The organism is Bacteroidales bacterium (genome assembly GCA_035647615.1).
Lineage (GTDB): Bacteria > Bacteroidota > Bacteroidia > Bacteroidales > 4484-276 > SABY01.
Map to the genome: position 1 here is coordinate 1 of DASRND010000026.1, position 20,732 is coordinate 20,732.

13 protein-coding genes are annotated in these 20,732 nt (G+C 39.9%); 3 read left to right on the plus strand and 10 right to left on the minus strand.

The genetic code is table 11. The features are described from left to right. Nucleotides 1–439 precede the first annotated feature (439 nt). On the plus strand, nucleotides 440–2,956 hold the full coding sequence (locus VFC92_08485; GenBank protein ID HZK08224.1) for a T9SS type A sorting domain-containing protein: 2,517 nt from the start codon (nucleotides 440–442) through the stop codon (nucleotides 2,954–2,956). A gap of 242 nt (nucleotides 2,957–3,198) precedes the next feature. Here the strand turns inward: VFC92_08485 and VFC92_08490 are convergent, their stop codons facing one another. The 10 genes from VFC92_08490 to VFC92_08535 all read right to left on the minus strand — a co-directional run bounded on the left by VFC92_08490 (nucleotide 3,199) and on the right by VFC92_08535 (nucleotide 15,828). Then, nucleotides 3,199–5,166 (minus strand): hypothetical protein, encoded by a 1,968-nt coding sequence (locus VFC92_08490; protein ID HZK08225.1) that lies wholly within the window; start codon nucleotides 5,164–5,166, stop codon nucleotides 3,199–3,201. Nucleotides 5,167–5,351: 185 nt separating this feature from the next. After that, on the minus strand, nucleotides 5,352–6,308 hold the full coding sequence (locus VFC92_08495; GenBank protein HZK08226.1) for a hypothetical protein: 957 nt from the start codon (nucleotides 6,306–6,308) through the stop codon (nucleotides 5,352–5,354). Between the two features lie 560 nt (nucleotides 6,309–6,868). After that, nucleotides 6,869–7,111, minus strand: coding sequence for a DUF2442 domain-containing protein (locus tag VFC92_08500; GenBank protein HZK08227.1), 243 nt, complete (start codon nucleotides 7,109–7,111; stop codon nucleotides 6,869–6,871). A gap of 4 nt (nucleotides 7,112–7,115) precedes the next feature. Beyond that, a complete protein-coding gene (locus tag VFC92_08505; protein HZK08228.1) occupies nucleotides 7,116–7,406 on the minus strand; it encodes a hypothetical protein in 291 nt (96 codons plus the stop codon). Between the two features lie 22 nt (nucleotides 7,407–7,428). Beyond that, the gene (locus VFC92_08510) at nucleotides 7,429–8,667 is read right to left on the minus strand and encodes a GIY-YIG nuclease family protein (GenBank protein HZK08229.1); all 1,239 of its coding nucleotides are present in this window, start codon (nucleotides 8,665–8,667) and stop codon (nucleotides 7,429–7,431) included. Next, a complete protein-coding gene (locus VFC92_08515) occupies nucleotides 8,660–10,618 on the minus strand; it encodes a DEAD/DEAH box helicase family protein (protein HZK08230.1) in 1,959 nt (652 codons plus the stop codon). Before VFC92_08515 ends, VFC92_08510 begins: the two co-directional genes overlap by 8 nt. Before the next feature lie 27 nt (nucleotides 10,619–10,645). Beyond that, a complete protein-coding gene (locus tag VFC92_08520; protein HZK08231.1) occupies nucleotides 10,646–13,357 on the minus strand; it encodes a DNA methyltransferase in 2,712 nt (903 codons plus the stop codon). 726 nt (nucleotides 13,358–14,083) lie between these two features. Beyond that, complete coding sequence (locus VFC92_08525) at nucleotides 14,084–14,881, minus strand: hypothetical protein (protein ID HZK08232.1); 798 nt, start codon at nucleotides 14,879–14,881, stop codon at nucleotides 14,084–14,086. An 89-nt stretch (nucleotides 14,882–14,970) separates the two neighbouring features. Then, a complete protein-coding gene (locus VFC92_08530; protein ID HZK08233.1) occupies nucleotides 14,971–15,180 on the minus strand; it encodes a hypothetical protein in 210 nt (69 codons plus the stop codon). Nucleotides 15,181–15,348: 168 nt separating this feature from the next. After that, complete coding sequence (locus VFC92_08535) at nucleotides 15,349–15,828, minus strand: hypothetical protein (GenBank protein ID HZK08234.1); 480 nt, start codon at nucleotides 15,826–15,828, stop codon at nucleotides 15,349–15,351. Between the two features lie 383 nt (nucleotides 15,829–16,211). Between VFC92_08535 and tgt the strand changes: the two genes are divergently transcribed. After that, nucleotides 16,212–17,342, plus strand: a complete 1,131-nt coding sequence (tgt, locus tag VFC92_08540; protein ID HZK08235.1) for a tRNA guanosine(34) transglycosylase Tgt — start codon at nucleotides 16,212–16,214, stop codon at nucleotides 17,340–17,342. A 443-nt stretch (nucleotides 17,343–17,785) separates the two neighbouring features. Beyond that, nucleotides 17,786–20,572: a DNA polymerase I gene (polA, locus tag VFC92_08545; GenBank protein ID HZK08236.1), complete on the plus strand. Its 2,787-nt coding sequence runs from the start codon at nucleotides 17,786–17,788 to the stop codon at nucleotides 20,570–20,572. Nucleotides 20,573–20,732 lie beyond the last annotated feature (160 nt).

Sequence of the window (20,732 nt, forward strand, 5' to 3'; positions counted from 1 at the left end):
TTGTCTGATTGGTACATATTAATTATTTCTCCGCCAACCTTTTCCTTAATATATTCTCCATTGAATAAATTGTTTAATAGAATTACGTCTTTCATATTTTTGTTACTTGTATTATTCATTTTTTGAGTTTGCAGTCAACATTTACTAGGGTGTTCGGTGATTGCCGACAACTTGTTTTTATGACCCCTCCCCGTTTTTTAAATGTCCCATATCCGGTGCATTATGAAGACATTTTGCCTTTTTACTGAGGGTGCCATTTATTATGTGTTTTTGTTTCATCCATCAAAAGTAATTAAATTCCTAAATCATAAAGTAAATTGCGCATCTTAAAATCAAGAAAATTATAAATCACTAAAAAAAAATCATGCTACTTTTGCTGATAGTATTTTCTAATGAGCGTTTTGAAAAGTATGATACCAGAACTAAAAAATTAAATCCTATGAGAAAACTAACTACCCTTTTCTTATCGCTGCTTCTTGCGCTTGGCCTTCAGGCGCAGGTTATCGAGCACATTTATGATTTCAACGATCTTGAAATCGGCAACTTAAATGGCGTGGACCACTGGACTACCGTTGCCAATAATGTTGGTGCCGAATTCGACCTCGAAGTGGCCTACTCCATGCTTGGCGCAGTAGCACCCGATGGAACACAAGCCTTGTTTTATGGGAATGGCGGCCCTAATGTTGGGCGTACAGCATCGCGATTATCGCAGGAGGACTTCCCGTTTGACTTTTCGAAGGGCGGCCCGGTTGAAATAGAAATAACGGTTTTCAACGGATGGTGGGGTACTTTGTTTGGCTTTGGCTACGATGCCAACAACAACGGCTTTTTGCTTCCGGGCATCGAAACGGTTATTAATATAGAACCCAACGAAGGCGGCTTCGGCTTTCATGTGGGCAACAAGGCTTTGCCACAGATTGTCAGCTTTTTTATGCCCAATGGCTCAATATTTCCGTTTACCTGGCCTTACGCTTCGCTGGAAGGATGGTTTCGCCACAAACTGTTTCTCGACCTCGACGCCAACGATGGCGCAGGCAGCATCACTTATTTTGTGGCAGAAATGAACGGCGCCTTTGTTCCGGTGCAGGAAGTCACTGATCTTAACCTGGGGTTAACGCCCGGCTCGGGAACAAAAACCGACCCTGCCAAATGGACCAAGATGTTTATCCATGCCCTGGGGCATACCAGCGGATTCGACAATATTATACTCCGCCAGCCCGAAACAGGAGGGTTGCTTTATCAATACATTACTTTCAATCCTATCGGCGACCATCTCACCACCGACGCGCCATTTGCGCTCACAGCAACGACCAACCAGGGACTTCCTGTAAGTTTTGCCGTTACGGCTGGGCCTGCTACCGTCAGTGGAAATGTGGTTACGCTTACCGGCGAACCAGGAATGGTCGAAATTACCGCCAGCCAGCCGGGAAATAGCACGGTGGCTCCGGCGGCAGATGTGATTCAATCGTTTGAAGTTATCGACCCGCTCACCGTTATTCCGCAAATGCAGATACGCAATGCCGTGGAAGGCGAAGTGGTGCGGATGCCCGAGCTGATGGCCATGTCGTTTGTGGTTTCCACCCAAATAGAACACCCCGAAATACTGCGTGTAGCAGACGTGCAATTTGTAGTGGATGGCTTTGCGGTGAATGGTTTTGAGACCAACAATGGCTTTTTTATCGGCAACTGGACGCCGCCTTCTTACGGAACCTACACCGTAAACGTTTCTGCCACGAGTTCCGGGGGTGTCTCGGTTTCTGATGCCGTTAATTTTGAAGTGGTTTCGAGCGCGCCAACCATGGATTTTAGTGTGATAGATTCGTACATCTTTACCGGAGAAAACAGTCTTGACACCAGCTTTGTCCTGCCCGCTTTTGCAGGAACCTATTCGCAGGTAACTGCAATTTTAAATTATGGCTGCCCCTGCGATCCCTGGGATCGGATAGGGCGGTGCGAGATTCGCGGAGCCAATGGCGAATGGATGGAGTTGTTCAAATATGTATCGCCTTATGGCGTGGCCTGCGACGACGAGATCGACATCACTGATTTTGTGTCGCAGTTGCAGGGCAGGGTCGATTTCAGGATTAATTTCCCGCAATCCGTCACCTCCATCACCTTCCATTACCAGGCCGGCACGCCCGAATATAAATACAGTTGGATGGATAACCTTTGGCAGGATTTATATCCCTTTGGCGATTATGCCAACCTGCAGCCGGTGGAGCCTTACACCTTAAACTTTAGCACCGGCATCGAAAAGGTGCATCTCCGCCTGATGTGTGGCGGGTTTTCGTGGGGCGAAACAAACACTTCCAACGCAGCCGAATTTTACGAAGCCACCCATAATATCAAGATCAACGGGGCGGTAGAATTCCAGCAGCACCTGTGGCAAACCTGCAATCCAAGCCCCAGCGGATGCCAGCCCCAAAGCGGCACCTGGTTTCACAACCGCCATGGCTGGTGCCCGGGAAGCATCCCGATTTTGTGGCAGTACGATCTCACGCCCTGGCTATCGTTTTCGGATGTAAATCTGATGTATGAATTCTTTCCCGGCTACATCGACTACTGCCATCCCAACCATCCCGACTGCGTAACCGGCGTCACCTGTTCCAACTGCAACGACACCTGGAACCCCGAGATCGACGTGGCCGGCGGCCTGGTGACCTTTAGCAACGATTTGATCCTGACATCCATCAAAGAGGTGGTGTCGTTTCAGGATTTAAAAATAAACATCGAACCCAATCCTTCCGACGGACAGTTTGCATTTTCCACTTCCGGCAGAAACACCATCCAAAAAGCGGACGTGAAAATCTACGACCTGACCGGAACAATGGTTTACAAATTTAGCTGGAACGGCGAAAAAACAAACATAGATTTAGCCGGACACCCCAAAGGAATGTACATACTAACGGTAACTACCAGCGATGGGATCAAAACAGAGAAACTGGTGATTCGATAGTCAGCTTGTAGAAATATGGAATTGTAGAGACGCGCATTCCGTGGTTACGGGATGCGCGTTTTTGTTATTAATTAGAAATTACTGCAGAGCTTCGTTTTGTTTCTGGATATAGGAATCCGAGGATTAGGAACGTCTTCGAAAAATTACGAAAATTGAAAATTTGTAAATATTCATACCTGCCATTTAACGCGATAGCGCATTGGGGCGTTAGGCTTAAAGCTGGCATGTAGTAAAACATGGTTTTAGCCTTTCGTTTTTTTCAAGCATCGATTCATTCTTTTTTGAATCGCCTTCAGCTCACTATTAGTTGATCTATCACGATAGCTTAATGGGAGTTCAAAGAACAACTTAGACCAATGAAGTGCCGACTCCCATTTATTCAGCTTGACCAGGGCCGTAGTTATTCGATTTATCTCATATCCGATTTGTAATTCACCAGTGTTTTTTGGATGAAACTGTTCACCTAGTTTCAATATTTCTTTCAAATAATTTTCAGATGTTCTTACTACGTCTTCAGGAGAACGCCCAATAGAAAACCAGACCAATTCTCTTTCTTTAGACACAGATGTTTCTTTAAATTTCCTAAGCAGAGTTATATCTCTTCTCCAAGCAATATCAAACTCAGTTTCACTTGACGCACCATCTTTATATTCTCTTATTTTGTGTAAATCTTGTAGAGCAAAATTGATGTACTGATTGGTCACCTCAATTCTCATTTCTTTTTCTTGAGATTGGGGTTCCATTAGAAAAGCAAAAATATAACCGTTCTCTTTCCTTTTAGTGCTATCTAAGCTGGATAAGATATTCAACTTTTCTTCTCGCAATTCATCTGGGAGGTTATTGAGATGGACTATGAACTCGTGTATTATTTCGTACTTCTTGAATTGACGGTTGAAATTATCTTTAAAATAATTTACCTCAAAGATTATTTTCTCTATAGGAATTCCACTAAAATTCTTGATAAGACCAATCAGAATTTCGTTTACACGGATATCGTAGTATTTTTCGAACAAGTGGCCTTCATTTGGTTTACTGAATGCGCTCAAGTATTCAGCTTTTTGATTTTCTTGAAGTAGCTCAAATCGATCTGATGAATACGGTGCAATAGTCAAGCTATCGCTAGAGGTATTTGTTTCAGTTGAATAGTTTGAATTAGAGATGATGCTAGCAAAGCCGTATTCTGATATGAAGCTGTTTACTTTATTGGCACAGACAATTTTCAAATCATTCTCTCCAAGGAATTTTTTTCTTGCTTTTTCATATCGTTCCCTGGAAATTTTGCCAAGTCGAAATGCATTTTCAGCCTGATTCAAATGGCGAAGGGTTATCGAACCTCCGAACTTACTTTTAAGCAAATCCAAATCTAATATGTGTTTTAATTTAGGTTTAGAATCAGATTCGTTAAGGACAACCCAATCCTGAACACATCTTTCGATAAGTTTTAAAGTGATTTGGGTAGCTTCTTTTAGTTCATCTCGCATTTCAAATCGAGCAAGTGACTTACATATTTTGTATATCTCATTGCTACGCTCGACATGCACCCTAATGGAATGCCCGACATAAGGGCTACTATTTTCACCTAGAAGTCTTTGAATTTCCTTAAGGTGAAGAAATAATCTATCAGTTGCAAATGCATCTGCATAGATCACTGCTAAATTATAGTGGGCACTGAAAATAAAGTCCTCAATGTTTTTCGGGGAAACAACGAATGAACCAGCACTGTCAGCACCTGAGTCGAAATATGAACTTTGGGAAATCAGCTCTATAAAAAGATCGTAAGTGCGATTTACCGCTTGCATTGTCTTAAGGTTCCCTCCCTTGTCAGGGTGATGTTCTTTAGCAGCTCTTTTGTAAAGCACTTTCAGCTTAGCAAGGTCAATATCATCTTCTATTTTTAATAATTTGATGCCTTGGGGATCGGCCTTCTCAAGAATTGATTTTAAGCGTAATGAACTGTAGTCAGAGGTCTTAACAATCCTCGCGTTGTCTTCAAGGATAGAATTGATAAATTCGATTTCTGGTGTTGAATAGCTGTAGGCAAGAAAATCTTCTAGTAAATCAATTGTTCTATTTTGGATATCCCGTTTATTTTCAATTGAATTAATTGAAGTGTACTCAACGATTACCTGACGCGCGCTATGATATTTAGAAATTCCTTCGGATAATAGCAAGTTATTACTTGATTGTATTGAAAGTGATTTGGATTCCATTTTTAGATGATTTATTAGTTGCTTTTTTCAGAATACAAATGAAGAATATCGGTTTGAATATGGCAAGCTTGGCATTTCAACGCTCCAAACTTTCAGTTTACTACTATGTTCATTTATTGCTACCATCTTCATTTATAGCACTATCTGCCAAATGCACTATATTTTTTGTTACCACATGTATTTCATTATAATCTTTCAATAATGTATTTATTATCCTTTGATTTGCTGACTTTTAGATTTGTTCCATTTTGTATTTTCAAAGTCTCTTGATAAATACTATCTCCAAGTTTCAGAACTCCACTTCTTGATTTTCTGTCCTTTGACCCAATCGTATATTTTGCAATAAAGTCCGTATTTCCGGCTTTGAAGTCCAAAGAATAAGAAATTGGTTGTCCTGATTTCTCCGCTGGGAATAAGTGTTTGTTTTCAACTTTAATTCTTATGTTACGGCTTTTAACATCACTTTCCGAGATGTTATCAATGTATACAATTCCAGAAGTAGAAATGCCAAGAGGCTTTTTTGTAATTTCTGTTTTGTTTGTTTTCATTTTTTCAGGATTTTGATTTTTAAAGTCTGAACTTTTAATTGCAATCGAAGCACAATTTTTTCTTAATTGCTTTATTTGATTTAGATATGGATTCTCAGGATTTTTATGGTCAATATTTAAAATCGGTTTTAATTGTTTTATTATTTCTGTCTCTAATTTGTCAATTTTCTCTTTGCTTTCAGGATATTCGTAAAATGACAAAGCCATATTCTTTTTCATCCAGTCTGTAATTTTTATTTCACTTGGGTTGTCAAATTTGAAATGGCTAAATCTCCTTTTTGCATAGTCACTGTCATTCCTTGGAATTGGCATTAAATTCTCTTGAAAGCATAATATTGAACCGATAGACTTTCTGACTGTCGAACTTCCAGTTTTCCCAGTTGTAAAATGCGTTTTTGAATCTCTATTTTCTTGGCTTGATTCAGTTTTCCCAATGTATATTATTTGATGTTTAGAAACTGAATCACCTAATAATGGAAAGTCGTTGCCAATATAAAAAAACGCATAAATTCCAGGAAGCTGTGAAAATGTCTTGGTTTTCAAAAAATCAGATTCTCTTTCTTTAAGTAATTCTATAATTTCTTCTGTTGTCATCGGTCTCTTTTATATGTGTGGTAACGTCTGTGTAAATGTAATATCGCGTTTATTTCTTCATTACAACTTGCAAAAGGTACACTTACACATTTGGGCTTGCATGTGTACCTTTTACACAACTTAGCCGAAATCACCCAACGGATTGATAATGTTTCTCAGCTCATCTTTTGAAAAATCGTGTTGAGCACAATTGAAAAACTCAGTTGTTTTTAAACTTCCGCAGTCCCTCTCAAAAATCAGGCTTACCGCGGACTTCTCGCGGTGTGTGTCATTAGCCAATGTGATTACAGGGTTTCTCATTCGCTTTGCGCTCATTAATTTACACGGCAAAGCTAAGCAATACTTCTTTTCAAATGGTTTTAAAAGTCAAGGGAATTGAAAGTTTCTAATTTTCGAGATAATTCGGACGTGCATCCCGTACCCATGAGATGCGCTTTTTTTTATCATTAATGCTGACGGTATGGTTAGTTGCCGTTTTCGGGGCACTTTCCTGTCAAGTTACACGGAACTTTATGCGTGGCCTTAAATCACAATGTTTTATGACCGTGGTTAGCTGGCGTTTATATTTTCCCTTCGTGTAAATCCCAAATCGGAAAGCACATTTCGTAATCATTCCAAATTATGTCTCCGTAATCAATCGAATAGTTTCTAAATCGTTTCTCATCAAGAAATTTCCTGGTCATTGGATTTTTTGCATTCTTTAAAAATCGTGAGAAATCAATCAATCTCTCAACTCCATCGGAGAATGAAAATTTAATTTTATACCCTCCAATGTAATCTGCTTTTGTAATGGAGATTACCATAATCCTATATTTTTTTTGTTATTTTTTCCGGAGAAATTTCAATATTGTAAACAAAGAAATCTATCCACTTTCTTACAATATCATCTCGGTAAAGTTCTATTATTTTCTTGAACTTTTTCAAGTTTTGAACATCCAGAGGTTCTTTGCCTTGAACATCTTTTATCACAATCTTTTTGAACTTACCGTTTTTAAAGAATATTTTATTTTTGCTGCATCTTTTCCTTCCGTCGTCTGATGGGGGTAGGCAAGCTCTTTTGTAATTTTTGGTCTGAGCGATGACTTGTGCGAATTGCAAATGTGTATGGCTTTTGGATTGGCTATTTCCTAATTATCATCATATTCTCAGCATCAAATTTATAGTTCACAATCTTTCCATTTATTATCAATTCTATCGCTTGTTCAATAACTTCTATTGGCGCAATGAACCATTCCCTTGGTGCATATCTTTTGCCTTTTCCGTCAAATACGTCCACGTCTAAACAGGAGGTTCCAAAAAAATTATGAAGTAATTGTTCTAATTTCTGTGGATTCATATTGAAACATTTCCAGGCTCCCTGAATGTTTACGGGAGCCATTAAGTAGGTCGGTTCTTTTTCAGCATTTTTTATTCTTTCTTCAACTTCTGTTTTAGAATAGCCAATTTTATAAAGATTCTGTATGGATGTAATTTGCTCATCCTGGCTTTTTGATTTCAGAACATAAATATATCCGGCTTCTTCATCTTCACTTGTAACATTGCTAAACTTCCCGATGAACTCTTCATTTATTTTGTCAATGTTTTGTGTAACAACTCTACCGTTTACATAAAGGATTTTAGCCAAAGAACGATACAACATATTTGATTCTGTACCATTCTCAAAAATACATAAGGTTCTACCGTCTTTTCTGATCCTTTTGCCACTTGTAAAGGTTTGCTCTTCCTGGGAGATATCCACTTTTTCAAGAAGCAGCAAAACACCGTTATGAACGTAAAAATCACCCTCTCTCAAATTATCTTCTTTAAAATCTATAAGTTTACGCTTTCCGTTCGCCAAGTCCTTCTGAACCTCAATAAATATTGATTTATACTTGTCAAAATCTTTGCAAGGTTTTCTTCGTGCTACAAAATCAGCTTGGGCTCTTTCATAATCCTTCGGAGTGTGATTGAAATCAAATAAGCCTTCTGAATCACCGCCCAAAATATCCATCGAATCATCACTTAATAAATCATCAATAGAATTTATCTCTTTTGGTTTTCTATATTCTGACTTTGGCTCGTTTACTTGATTCGATTCTAAAACAGGTAATAAATTATGAATATCATGTTCCTTTAATAAGCCAATTTTGGTTTCATCTTCTTTCAAGTTTTTAAGACGGGAATACAATTGAAACTCTGAAATATTACTTGGGTTAGGCTTTGGTTCTTTTCCATTAATTTCTACAAAATCATTTATTTCTTGAAATGAAGATAATAAACGCTCATCCGCGGTTCGGACATTAGATTGTTTATGCTTAAAATTAAGCAAGCCTAAAGGATCATTTTTGAAAATATCGTTTAAAACCTTTTCCTTATCCATTTGCTTCAGCTCTTTTTCGTTTTTCTTCTTTCAGATAAATAATGCATTCAGCCATTCGCTTCTCCAAAGGGTCGTATGAACTTAGACTTGGCTCTCGATTGTACATTTGAATAAACTCATTAATTTTAGGCCAAAGTATTTTTGCTTCCTCAAAATCCATATTAATTCTTGTGGCTTCAATATGGTCTTGAATAACTTTCAGAACCTTTGTTGTTACCGATTTTGACAAGATTTCAAATGCTTTTTGAAATGGATTAATTCTATCTATCAAATCAATATGAATATCGTCGATGTCGACAAACGAACCAGCCATTCGGATAAATCGTTTGTCGCCAATCTCCTTAATTTCTCCATTCTTGATAACTGAATCAACTACTACGTGTTGTCGAACCTCCTCAACTTCTATATCTGACAAATCGGGATATTTTATTCTGATGATTTTTGGAATCAGAACTTTGTTAATTACTTCAGGGTCTACATTTCCGGGCATTGCTTTTAGCATTGTATCATCCTGTAAAATTTTGGCTTTTAAATCGATTAAGTCTTGTTCAAGAATATCTCTAACTCTTTTAGAACTGGGCTCTCTAAAGATTTTACCATTACGACTTGGTCCAATAAGAATTTCGCCAGGTTTCGCTTTGTCATCGTCATTTACTTTTGTTTTGAATTTCCAGTTTGGAGCTAAAACCTGTTCCATTAGTAATGAGGCAGTAATAGCTTTAAGCATATTGTTTACAGAAAGTTTCACCAAATCATCTGCGGCATCGGGCTGCGCGATTAAGTTGGTAAACTGTGCATGAGTTTTATTATCGCTATCTCTTGTTGCTCTGCCAATAATTTGGATAATCTCGGTTAACGAACCTCTGTAACCGACCGTTAAAGCATGTTCACAATATGGCCAGTCAAAACCTTCTTTTGCCATTCCCAAAGCGATAATCAAATCCATATCATCTAAGGAATCCATTTTTCTAAGGTAGTTCACAATTTTATCGCGTTCCTTTTGGTTGTCTTCCACCAAATCGGCAACTTTTATGGTTTTACCATCCGAATACCTTTTTACATATATTACGCCTGTGTCTGCATCTTGCTTTGTTACATCGCCAATGGCATCTATTATAAAATCAACTTCATTGTGTTTGTCTTTGGTCGATTCGCCCGAATTTACATTAGGAATATGCAGAATAGTTTTTTGGTCGGTATTCAAAACTTCCATTATGGCATTGGTGTATTTCCCTTGATAGAAATGATAACCAATCCCCAATGATTTTAAATATTGATAACCATTTAGCTGCTCGTAGTAGTTGTAAGTTACTTTGGTAAACTTCTCCTCATCCTCAGGAAGCAGAATAGGAACACTATCTCCTCTGAAAAACGTACCCGTCATGGCCACAATATGGGCCTTCGATTTACGCATAATTTCACGCAGCAAATCTCCCAATCTGCTTTCAGCATCGGCCGACACATGATGAAATTCATCAATTGCCAATAGGGTATTGTCAAACCTCGTTTCGTCTAATTCTTCACAGGCAAAGCGCAAAGTGGCGTGTGTGCAAATAAGGATTTGCTCATTATCACTATCCATAAAAGCATGGAAAGCCTGAACTTTACTTTTACTCCAATCACCTCCCGGCGTACAAAGGTTGAATTTATCGTTTGGCTCCCAATTCGCAAAAAAATGATTTTGTTTTATTAAATTAGTTTTCGCAAAAGAACTACCAATTGAACGTTCGGGAACTGCAACAATGACTTTTTTCAGTCCTTGGTTTTTCAATTTATCCAATGCAATAAACATTAATGCCCTGGACTTTCCTGAGGCAGGTGGAGCTTTTATTAATAAATATTGAGCATCGCGTGACTCATAAGCCCTTGCTGCCATTGGCCGCATCCCGGTTTCATCTATATTAACACTCTCCCCTGTTTGATTGTAATGTACTTTTACTATGTCTGGCATATTTTCTTTTTTTATTTTTATTATTCATCATTTTCCCTTTTTACGTTTGGATTTCTCTTTCGCAAACAGAGTTCCTTCCTCTTTTTCTTCCTCAATCATTTTCTCATAGAGTTTGAACAGATACTCCAAACGTTCTTCATCGCTGTTAAATGGGGTACTACGATAACATTTTTCAATGATTTCATCATTTTGTCGGTGTGCTTCACGCAAACCCTTTGGCATTTTATCGGGATCGTAAAGTTGTGCCAATGTTTTTTCGGGGTGCTTTTCTCGCTCTTCTAAAATGCGAAATACAGCTTGGGTAATTTCGTTTTTGCGTTGCGTTGAGATTTGGGGGAATGGAAAGGTGTTGTAACATATTTCCGTTGAATATCTAATGCTTGTTCCTAAGTAACCTCCAACAGCTTTAACCCATAGCATTTGAAGTTTAGAAGATAATATTCCCAAAATATATGGGTCACTATCATATATTGCTTGAGCAGAATGCATTACAATAAATTTATTGTCAAAAAAACCACATTGCATAAAATCTCTTCGTTCTGATGTAGTGCAAGGGATGAGCAAAAAATTATTTGTAGCAATTCTTCTATATCGAAACTGATGAGAACGATTTACCAAAGTTCTGGCTACTTCACCACTATTTTGTCTAAATTCTTTTACCTGTATAATTCGTTCTTTTATAGAGTCTATACTTAAAGCTTCTTTCAGGTTATCATCCTCAATCCATAAACAATACCGGTCAATTCCTTTTAAAAATTCAGCACCCCCAATTAGAGGTTTAATAAATTTCTTTGTCCTGCTGTCTTCAGCTTCAAAGGATTCCTTCTCAGTACTTGATAGTTTTAGAAAATTACCTTCCAATGGCATATTTCCAAAAACCATTTCTGGTAGTTTGGATAAATTAGTTCTTCTACTTAGTACTATTATTGAAGGACCGTCATTTAAATAAGGACCAATATTGGAAACTTCCTTTTTAAAATCAGTAAATAAATATTTTTTCTTTGTTGATTGTTTATTTCTGATAGATAGAATAATTACCTGTACGCCAGCTTTGTCTTTGGCATTATTTGTCCATTTGAAAGGGGCATAACCAAAACCAATTTCAATATTATGCTCAAATAAACTTGGCCAAAGTAATCCAACTTGATTCCCCTGAACAACTGATTTTGTTGAAACAAAAGCTAATTCAAAATTTGTATTCTTTATATATTTTGCTCCTTTGAAAAACCAGATACCTATATAATCTAAATTTTTAAATCCATTAACCCCTTTGAAAACAAATGCTAAATCATCTCTTTGGGATTTCTCTTGCAATTTAGCTCCAACATAAGGCGGATTTCCCAAAATATAAATTTCATCACCTTTTTCCTTTGGGCAAACCATTTCCCAATCCAAACGAGTTGCATTGCCTTGCACAATTTTTCCTGCTTCTTTTAATGGTAATGTTGGGTTGGTTCTTCCGAACTCTTTAAAGAATTCCACATTCATTTGGTGTTCTGCAAGCCAAAGTGCAAGCTTGGCAATTTCTCCAGCGAAATCGTCTATCTCAATTCCGTAAAAATGTGAGAGTTGTATGCCCGAAAGTGCCATCATATTGCCAGCCTTAAAAATCTTCATTTCTAAAATGCGGAGTTCTTTGTAGGCAATAATTAAAAAGTTGCCGGATCCACAGGCGGGGTCAAATATTTTAAGGTTATGAATTCGATTTAGTAGGGCGTTTAGTTTCTTTTGTTTCGTTGCTTCTGTGAGTGCTGAGTTTGTTGAATCTTCAAACTCTTCGTACAGCTCATTCAAGAAAAGTGGTTTAATCACTTTCATAATGTTTGGAACAGAAGTATAGTGCTGTCCTAAACTTCCTCGTTGAGCCGCTCCAATAACCGCCTGAAACATTGATCCAAAAATATCAGGATTAATGGCAGACCAATCCTGATCTCCACTATTTAATATTGCCGCTCGGGAACTACGGGAGAATTTTGGTGTTTTGTGTTCTTTCTCAAACAAACCACCATTTACAAAAGGAAATGCTTTTAAATATTCGGGAACTTCGGCTCCGCTCAGTGCTCGTCTATCGCCTTTGGGAGTGTTTAGCACCGTAAAGAGAGTATCTAAATAAGTATTTAAATCACTCCCATCCGTTTGTGTATGTGAGTCAATGGCGTTGGTAAATTGACTGTCTTCAAAAATGTGGGTATCCTCTGCAAAAAAGCAGAACAACAGCCGAGATAGGAAAACATTCAATCCGTGAATAAATTCAGGCGAATCATTGGGGTTGTCCTTTTTGATTTCGTCGAAAAGTTTTGCCATTTTTTCGGCAGCTTTTACATCGGCTGGGTTTTCGTTGGCGTGTTGTGCCTTTTCCATACCAGCCCACGGCAAAAAGAAATCGTAATGCTCTGGTAAATCTTTTAGAGCAATGTCCAGCTTATCATCTGTTTTGGTGTCAATAGCCAAAAGAGTTTCGTAATCGGTTACTATTACAAATCGTTCGTTGCGTTTCAGCTCTTTTGCTATTTCAGATATGGTTAAATGCAAATCCTCTTTCTGCTCCTCTCTAAAAAACAGTTTCTTCTTCCAGGATATTTCATCTTCAACTTTCGATAAATTGAGGTTCCCTTTTCTCAGTCTTGTAATCGATGCTTTGGGTAAACCATAAGATAAGAGCAGCTCATAAATAAAGGTCTCTTTATTAAAGGTTGCAATCAGTACTTGCAGGTTTATTTCTATTTGTGTTATGTTCATTATTTATGTCAGTCCTTTAGTAATGCGTTGGCAAAGACCAAATGTGCTATTTGTGCATTGGCTCTTTTTTTTCACTTGGTAAACTATGTCTATGTATGTTAAGTAGTTATTACACCTACGTGCCCTTGGAGTTGCTGACCCATGAGCCCGCAATCCTTCTCAAAAATCAAGCTCGCCACGAACTTCTCGCGGTGGGTGTCATTAGCCAATATGAATACAGGTTTCCTCATTGCTTTGCGCTCATTCATTTTGAGATGCCAAAACTAAGAATTATTTCCTATCGAAGGGTTTAAAAATCAAGAAAATTGAAAATGTTTCTATTTTCGGGGTCAGCAAGGAGCAATGTATTCCGGCAGAAACAACATCGAAAAGGCGGACGTGAAAATCTACGACCTCACCGGAACAATGGTTTACAAATTTGCCTGGAACGGCGAAAACAAACAACAACCTAAGCGGCCACCCCAAAGGGATGTACATACTCACGGTAACCACCAGCGATGGAATTAAGACGGAGAAACTGGTGATTCGGTAATTCGTGCTTAGAAATTTGAAGATTTAAAGACGCGCATCCCGTGGGTACGGGATGCGCGTTTTTACTTTTTTCGGTATGGCTAGTTGTCGATTTCGTTGTTCGCGTCCTGTCCACCAGGACAAGGATGCAAACGAGAAATTCACTTGCAAGTTACTAAAAACTAGGCAATTTTACATAGCGCTTGTTAATGCCTGTTATTTTTTTATTGTATCATTTTTTAATTTTTGAAGCTCTAATTCTATATTTGACTCCATACTAAAAAGGCTATCTTGATTTTTTATTAATGTTTGAAATTGTGTCGGATTTAATATGACTTTTGTTTCTTTAGTACTTGTTGAAAAAATTTGAAATCCTTGAATTATTAGACTACTAAACCCGATAAAAAAAGCAAGAAATATACTTACCCAAGCTACATTTTGACTTTTTTTGAATTTTCTATCTTCCTTTGTTTTAAAACCATTTGACTTTAAATCTCTTAATTCTTCAGAAACAACAACGAGACCTTGCATATTCTCTAAAATCCAGTTATACATTCCGGGCGTAAGTATAAAACCTTCATAAATTATCTTACCAGTTTTATCAACAATTTGCGCTGAAGTATTTAGATGTAGACCGTGTTTATTAAAATACAAAATATTGCTTTTGGGGTCAGTCCAGGCGTTAAAAGATTCTTTCATAACCATTAGCCCAGAGTCATTTCCATCATCCATTGGAAAGATAGTGATGTATCTGTTCGTCTTTAAATATTCGATTAATGAGATTAATTCTATAAAAAGGTAATATTCTTTTTTTCTTAATTCTAAGTTGTCAAATTCTTTTTTTTTAACATAAAGAGCTGCTATTTTTTCTTTTTTATGTACGATTAATGCCTTATTATCATCTTTCAAAAAATATTCATTTTGAAGGTGGTAGCTTAAAAAATCAATATTATTATAATCAATGCCACTGAGAATTTCAATAAATTGTTTTTCTCGTTCATTAAATGTTCTCATTTAGTTCATTTTAGTATGGTTTATAATTGGCACATAACATCTATGTAAACGTAATATCACGTTTATTTCTTCATTACCTTTTGCAAAACTTAGCCGAAATCACCCAATGGATTGATAATGTTTCTCAGTTCATCTTTTGAAAAATCGGTTTGAACCCAATTGAAAAACTCAGTTGTTTTTGAACCTCCGCAGTCCTTCTCAAAAATCAGGCTTACCAAGGACTTCTCGCGGTGGGTGTCATTAGCCAATGTGATTAAAGGTTTCCTCATTGCTTTGCGCTCATTAATTTGAGATGCCAAAACTAAGAATTATTTCCTATCGAAGGGTTTAAAAATTAAGAAAATTAAAAATCTTCTATTTTTTCGGGGGGTCAGCAAGAGACATTGAATTTCGGGGTAATTCGCCGGGACGCGCTTCCGTGGACTCTATCCCATCGTCAAGCAAGAAGCCTAATTTACCACCACAAGTTAATGCAGTTCTGTTATCTTGATTAAGTTAACCAGTTCGCTTGGTAAATTACACTTGTCGAAATCGAAATCCTTATCGCTAATTTTAAGTGAGAGATTAATGGCGTCTTCAATAATCCCAAACGAAGTGATAAGATATTTAATCTTCCCGTCTTTTTCTATTTTGTATAAAAAGCCACTAAATTTGTTTCCGAATGATTTAAACTCAACTTTTCTTTTTTTAAGAACAGTGAATTTTTCTGTTATACTTTCATCAAATACTTCGTTCAGCTCATCGGGGTCACTCATCTTAAATATCCATTTAGGGATCTTTACATTTACAATACTAAAATCACTTGCTTCCAAAATATGCTTTTCAGAGCAATCATATTTACTATTAACCTTCAGGTCTTTGCCTCCGAAATTATATATCTGGGTGGCATTTTGAGAAATAAGATTTACTGATACGAGCGTCAATAAAATGAGAAGTAGCTGCTTCATAATATTTCAAATTTAAATGGTTTTTTAAACTTCACAACAATTCCTTTGAAACTTTGCGTATTAATCTCTTTGGTTTTTGAACTTTCGTATCCCGGGGATTGATGGCCAAAGTGACTGTAATCCTTCTCAAAAATCAGGCTCGCCACGGGCTTCTCGCGGCGATTGTCAAAGGCCAATGTGATTACAGGATTCCTCATTGCTTTGCGCTCATTAATTTAGGCGGCAAAGCTAAGTAATACTTTCTTTCAGATGATTTTTAAAAACAAAAAACACAACACCCAATACGCGTGCTTCCAGCAGCGACAATACCTTTCTCCGCCAGCGCCTTTTTTTAGATGGTTATCTTTGCCGCCATTTTTAAAAATAATTTTCAAGGCACCCTCATGCAGTTTACTTTAGAAGCTACCGACACCCAATCTTCGGCGCGCGCCGGAACCATTACCACCGACCACGGCAAGATACAGACGCCGATTTTTATGCCCGTGGGAACGGCAGGCACCGTGAAAGCCATTCATATCCGCGATGTGCACGAAGATGCGCAGGCACAGATTATCCTGGGCAATACCTATCATCTCTATTTACGCCCGGGGCTGGAAGTGCTGGAGGAAGCCGGCGGACTGCACAAATTCAATGGATGGAACCGACCCATCCTCACCGACAGCGGTGGCTATCAGGTTTTTTCGCTGGCAGCACAACGCAAGCTTACCGAGGAAGGCGCTCAGTTTCGTTCGCACATCGACGGCTCGAAGCATCTTTTTACACCCGAAAATGTGATGGACACGCAACGCACCATTGGCGGCGACATCATCATGGCTTTCGACGAATGTACGCCCTGGCCGTGCGATTACGACTATGCCCGCAACTCGCTGGAACGCACGCACCGCTGGCTCGACCGCTGTATCGATCGCTTCGACAACACGCCGCCGCGTTACGACTACAACCAGTCACTTTTCCCGATAGTGCAGGGCAGCACTTTTGCCAACCTTCGCCGGCAGTCGGCTGAATACATCGCTTCGCGCAACGCTGAAGGAAATGCCATCGGTGGATTGTCGGTAGGCGAACCCGCCGAGATGATGTACGAGATGACCGAACTGGTTTGTGGCATTCTGCCCAAAGACAAGCCGCGTTACCTGATGGGCGTGGGTACTCCGGTGAATATTCTGGAGGGAATAGCGGCAGGAATTGATATGTTCGACTGTGTGATGCCTACGCGCAATGGCCGCAACGGCATGCTTTTTACCAGCGAGGGAATTATGAATATGAAAAACGAAAAGTGGAAAAACGACTTCTCACCGCTCGACCCCAACGGCCTCTCCTTTGTCGATAGCCAGTATAGCCGGGCTTACCTGCGGCACCTGTTTATCGCCAACGAATATCTGGCGCCGATGATCGCCAGCCTGCACAACATCGCTTTTTATCTGTGGCTGGTAAGTACAGCCCGCGAAAAAATCTTCGACGGCACCTTTGCTACCTGGAAAGCTGTGATGGTTAAAAAACTTGAGACGCGGCTGTAAGAGCTATTTCAGGGGATTAAAGATTGTGAACTTTTAGTCGTAAAAACGAAAAGAGCAAACCACTGAGGCACGGAGACACAGAGGGAAAAGAAGAAGAAGAAACAAACCGCTGAGGCGGAGAGACGCGGAGGGAAAATGAAAAAAATGTAATAAACCGCAGAGACGGAGAGACGCGGAGGGAAAATGAAAAATAAGAAATAAACCGCAGAGACGGAGAGGCGCGGAGGAAAAGTGAAAAAAAATAAATTGCTGAGGTGTTGCTATAGTCTGTTCATGGTTTTATTTTTAGGCCAAAAGAAACTTTTTAATAAAAACAGTCCTGATTGAATTTCTTTCTAACTTGCACGTTAACTTTTCCCTTCACCCTATGCCCTCCACTCTTCGCATATTTTTTACCTACTTTTGCTGAATACGTTATCACAAATATTAGCAACTAAATAAATATGCCCGAAAATAAAAAGCTCTTCCTGCTCGATGCCATGGCGCTGATCTACCGCGCCTATTACGCGCTCAACAAAAATCCGCGCATTACCTCCACCGGCCTTAACACCTCTGCAATTCTTGGTTTTGCAAATTCGTTGTTCGAGATCATCCGAAACGAAAAACCTACCCATATCGGCGTGGCTTTCGATACGCAGGCACCTACCTTGCGCAGCGAGGGTTTTGTGGAATACAAAGCTAACCGCCAGAAGATGCCCGAAGATATTGCCACAGCCATCCCTTACATCTATCGGCTCGTCGAAAGTTTTAATATTCCGTTGCTTTTTGTGGATGGCTACGAGGCCGACGATGTGATTGGAACGCTGGCCAAAAAGGCCGAAAAGGAAGGTTTTACCACCTATATGATGACGCCTGATAAAGATTTCGGGCAACTGGTTTCCGACAATATTTTCATTTACAAACCTGCATACATGGGTAACAAAGCACAAGTGCTGGGTGTGAAAGAAGTTTGTGATAAATACGAGATAGAACGCCCCGAGCAGGTGATAGATATGTTGGGGCTGTGGGGCGACGCCAGCGACAACATTCCCGGTATCCCTGGCATAGGCGAGAAATGGGCGAAAACTTTGCTGAAGAAATATGACTCACTCGAAAACGTGATTGAGCACGCCCACGAGCTAAAAGGGAAAATGGCCGAGAACGTAAAAGAGTTTGCTGCCCAGGGCAAGGAAAGCAAGATGCTGGCGACAATCGATCTGGATGTGCCCATATATTTCAAAGCGGATCAGTTGAAACTTTCAGCGCCCGACTTTGATGCTTTACAGGAGCTTTTTGTTGAACTCGAATTCAAAACTTTTGCACAGCGTATTTTTGATCATTTTAAAGAAACCGGCGATAACGCTACTGCAAAAATAGCTGCGCAACAGCAAGACCTGTTCAGTCAGGCTGGGGTGGAGGTGGAGTCGCTTAAAACGATTGATAATCAAAAAGCAAAATATAAACTTGCCGACACACCCGAAAAACGCCGTCAACTTATCGATGAGCTGAAAAGTAGCGGGAGTTTTTGTTTTGATACCGAAACCACCGACGTGGATGCCAACAACTGCGAACTGCTCGGGATTTCTTTTGCCACCAAACCAGGCGAGGCTTATTATGTGCCCATGCCCGACGATGAGCAGAAGACACAGGAAATTGTAAATGAATTCAAATCGCTTTTCGCGGATGAAGCCATCGAAAAAACCGGCCAGAATCTAAAGTTCGACATCGCCGTACTGCGGTTGTACGATGTGCAAATACGCGGAAAATTATTCGATACCATGCTGGCGCATTACCTCATCGAACCCGACCAGCAACACGGTATGGACTTCCTGGCGCGTCATCTGCTCAATTATAAAACCATTACTTACGACGAGCTTACCGAAAAGAAGGGCAGCAAGCAGCTCAATCTGCGCCAGTTGCATAAAACCAATCTGAAGCGGGTGGTTGATTATGCTGCCGAAGATGCCGACATCACGCTGCAGTTGCGGCAGGTGTTGGAGCCACTGCTCGAAACCAACAAGGTGCGCCGGCTTTTTGATGAGATAGAAATTCCGCTCATGTATGTCCTTGGCGACATGGAAGCCTCCGGAGTAGCGCTCGACACGGAGGCACTAAAGGCCTTTTCGCTGCAGCTTGAGGAGGAGATTGCCGGGGTGGAGGAGAATATCTTTTCCCTTGCCGGTGAAAAATTCAATGTGGGTTCGCCCAAACAACTCGGCATCGTCCTCTTCGAAAAACTGAAAATTAGCGATAAGCCTAAGCTCACCAAAACCAAGCAATATGCTACCGGCGAGGATGTGCTTTCGCGGCTGGAAAAAAGTCATCCTATAGTTGCCGATATTCTCGATTATCGATCGCTTACCAAATTGAAATCTACTTATGTGGATCCGCTGCCGCAGATGCTTAGCCCACGTGATGGCCGTCTGCACACGAGCTACAACCAGGCAGTGACAGCCACCGGGCGTCTCTCGTCGACCAATCCTAACCTGCAGAATATTCCCATCCGCACCGAGAGGGGACGCGAGATTCGTAAGGCTTTTGTTCCGGGCAGCCCAGATTATACCTTGCTGGCTGCCGACTATTCGCAGATAGAATTACGCATCATCGCACACCTGAGCGGCGACGAAGCCATGCAGGAAGCTTTCAGCCAGGGACTGGATATCCACACCGCTACGGCAGCGCGCGTTTATGATGTAAATCTGGATGTGGTTAGTCGTGAGATGCGTAGCAACGCCAAGATGGTCAACTTTGGCATTATCTACGGAATATCGGCCTTTGGACTGGCCGACCGCCTCAATATTCCGCGATCAGAGGCACGTGAAATCATCGACAATTATTTTGCAAAATATCCCGGTATCAAAGATTACATGGAAAAAACCATTCGTTTTGCCAGGCAAAATGGCTACGTGGAAACCATCATGGGGCGCCGTCGTTATCTGCCCGATATCCGGTCGGGCAACGCTACCGTTCGCGGCTTTGCCGAACGAAACGCCATCAACGCACCGGTGCAAGGCTCTTCGGCAGATATGATCAAAGTGGCCATGATTAGGATTTTTGATGAGATGAAAAAACAAAACCTTGCCTCGCGCATGATCCTGCAGGTGCATGATGAGCTTGTGTTTGATGCAGTGAAAAGCGAGGTGGAGTCACTGAAAACGATCGTTGAGCAGGGCATGAAAAACGCAATCCCGCTTAGCGTGCCCATTGTGGTAGATATGAATACCGGCAACAACTGGCTCGAAGCACATTGATGGTGAAATTCCAAATCTCAAACAAATTTTAAAAACAAAAATCAATTATTTGAAATTGAGATTTATTTGGATTTGGTTTTCCTGGGTTTTGAGATTTAGAGAGATTGGCATACATGTGAAGCCGGAAAGGATTTTCAGCTATCTTTGTCCGTCTGAAATC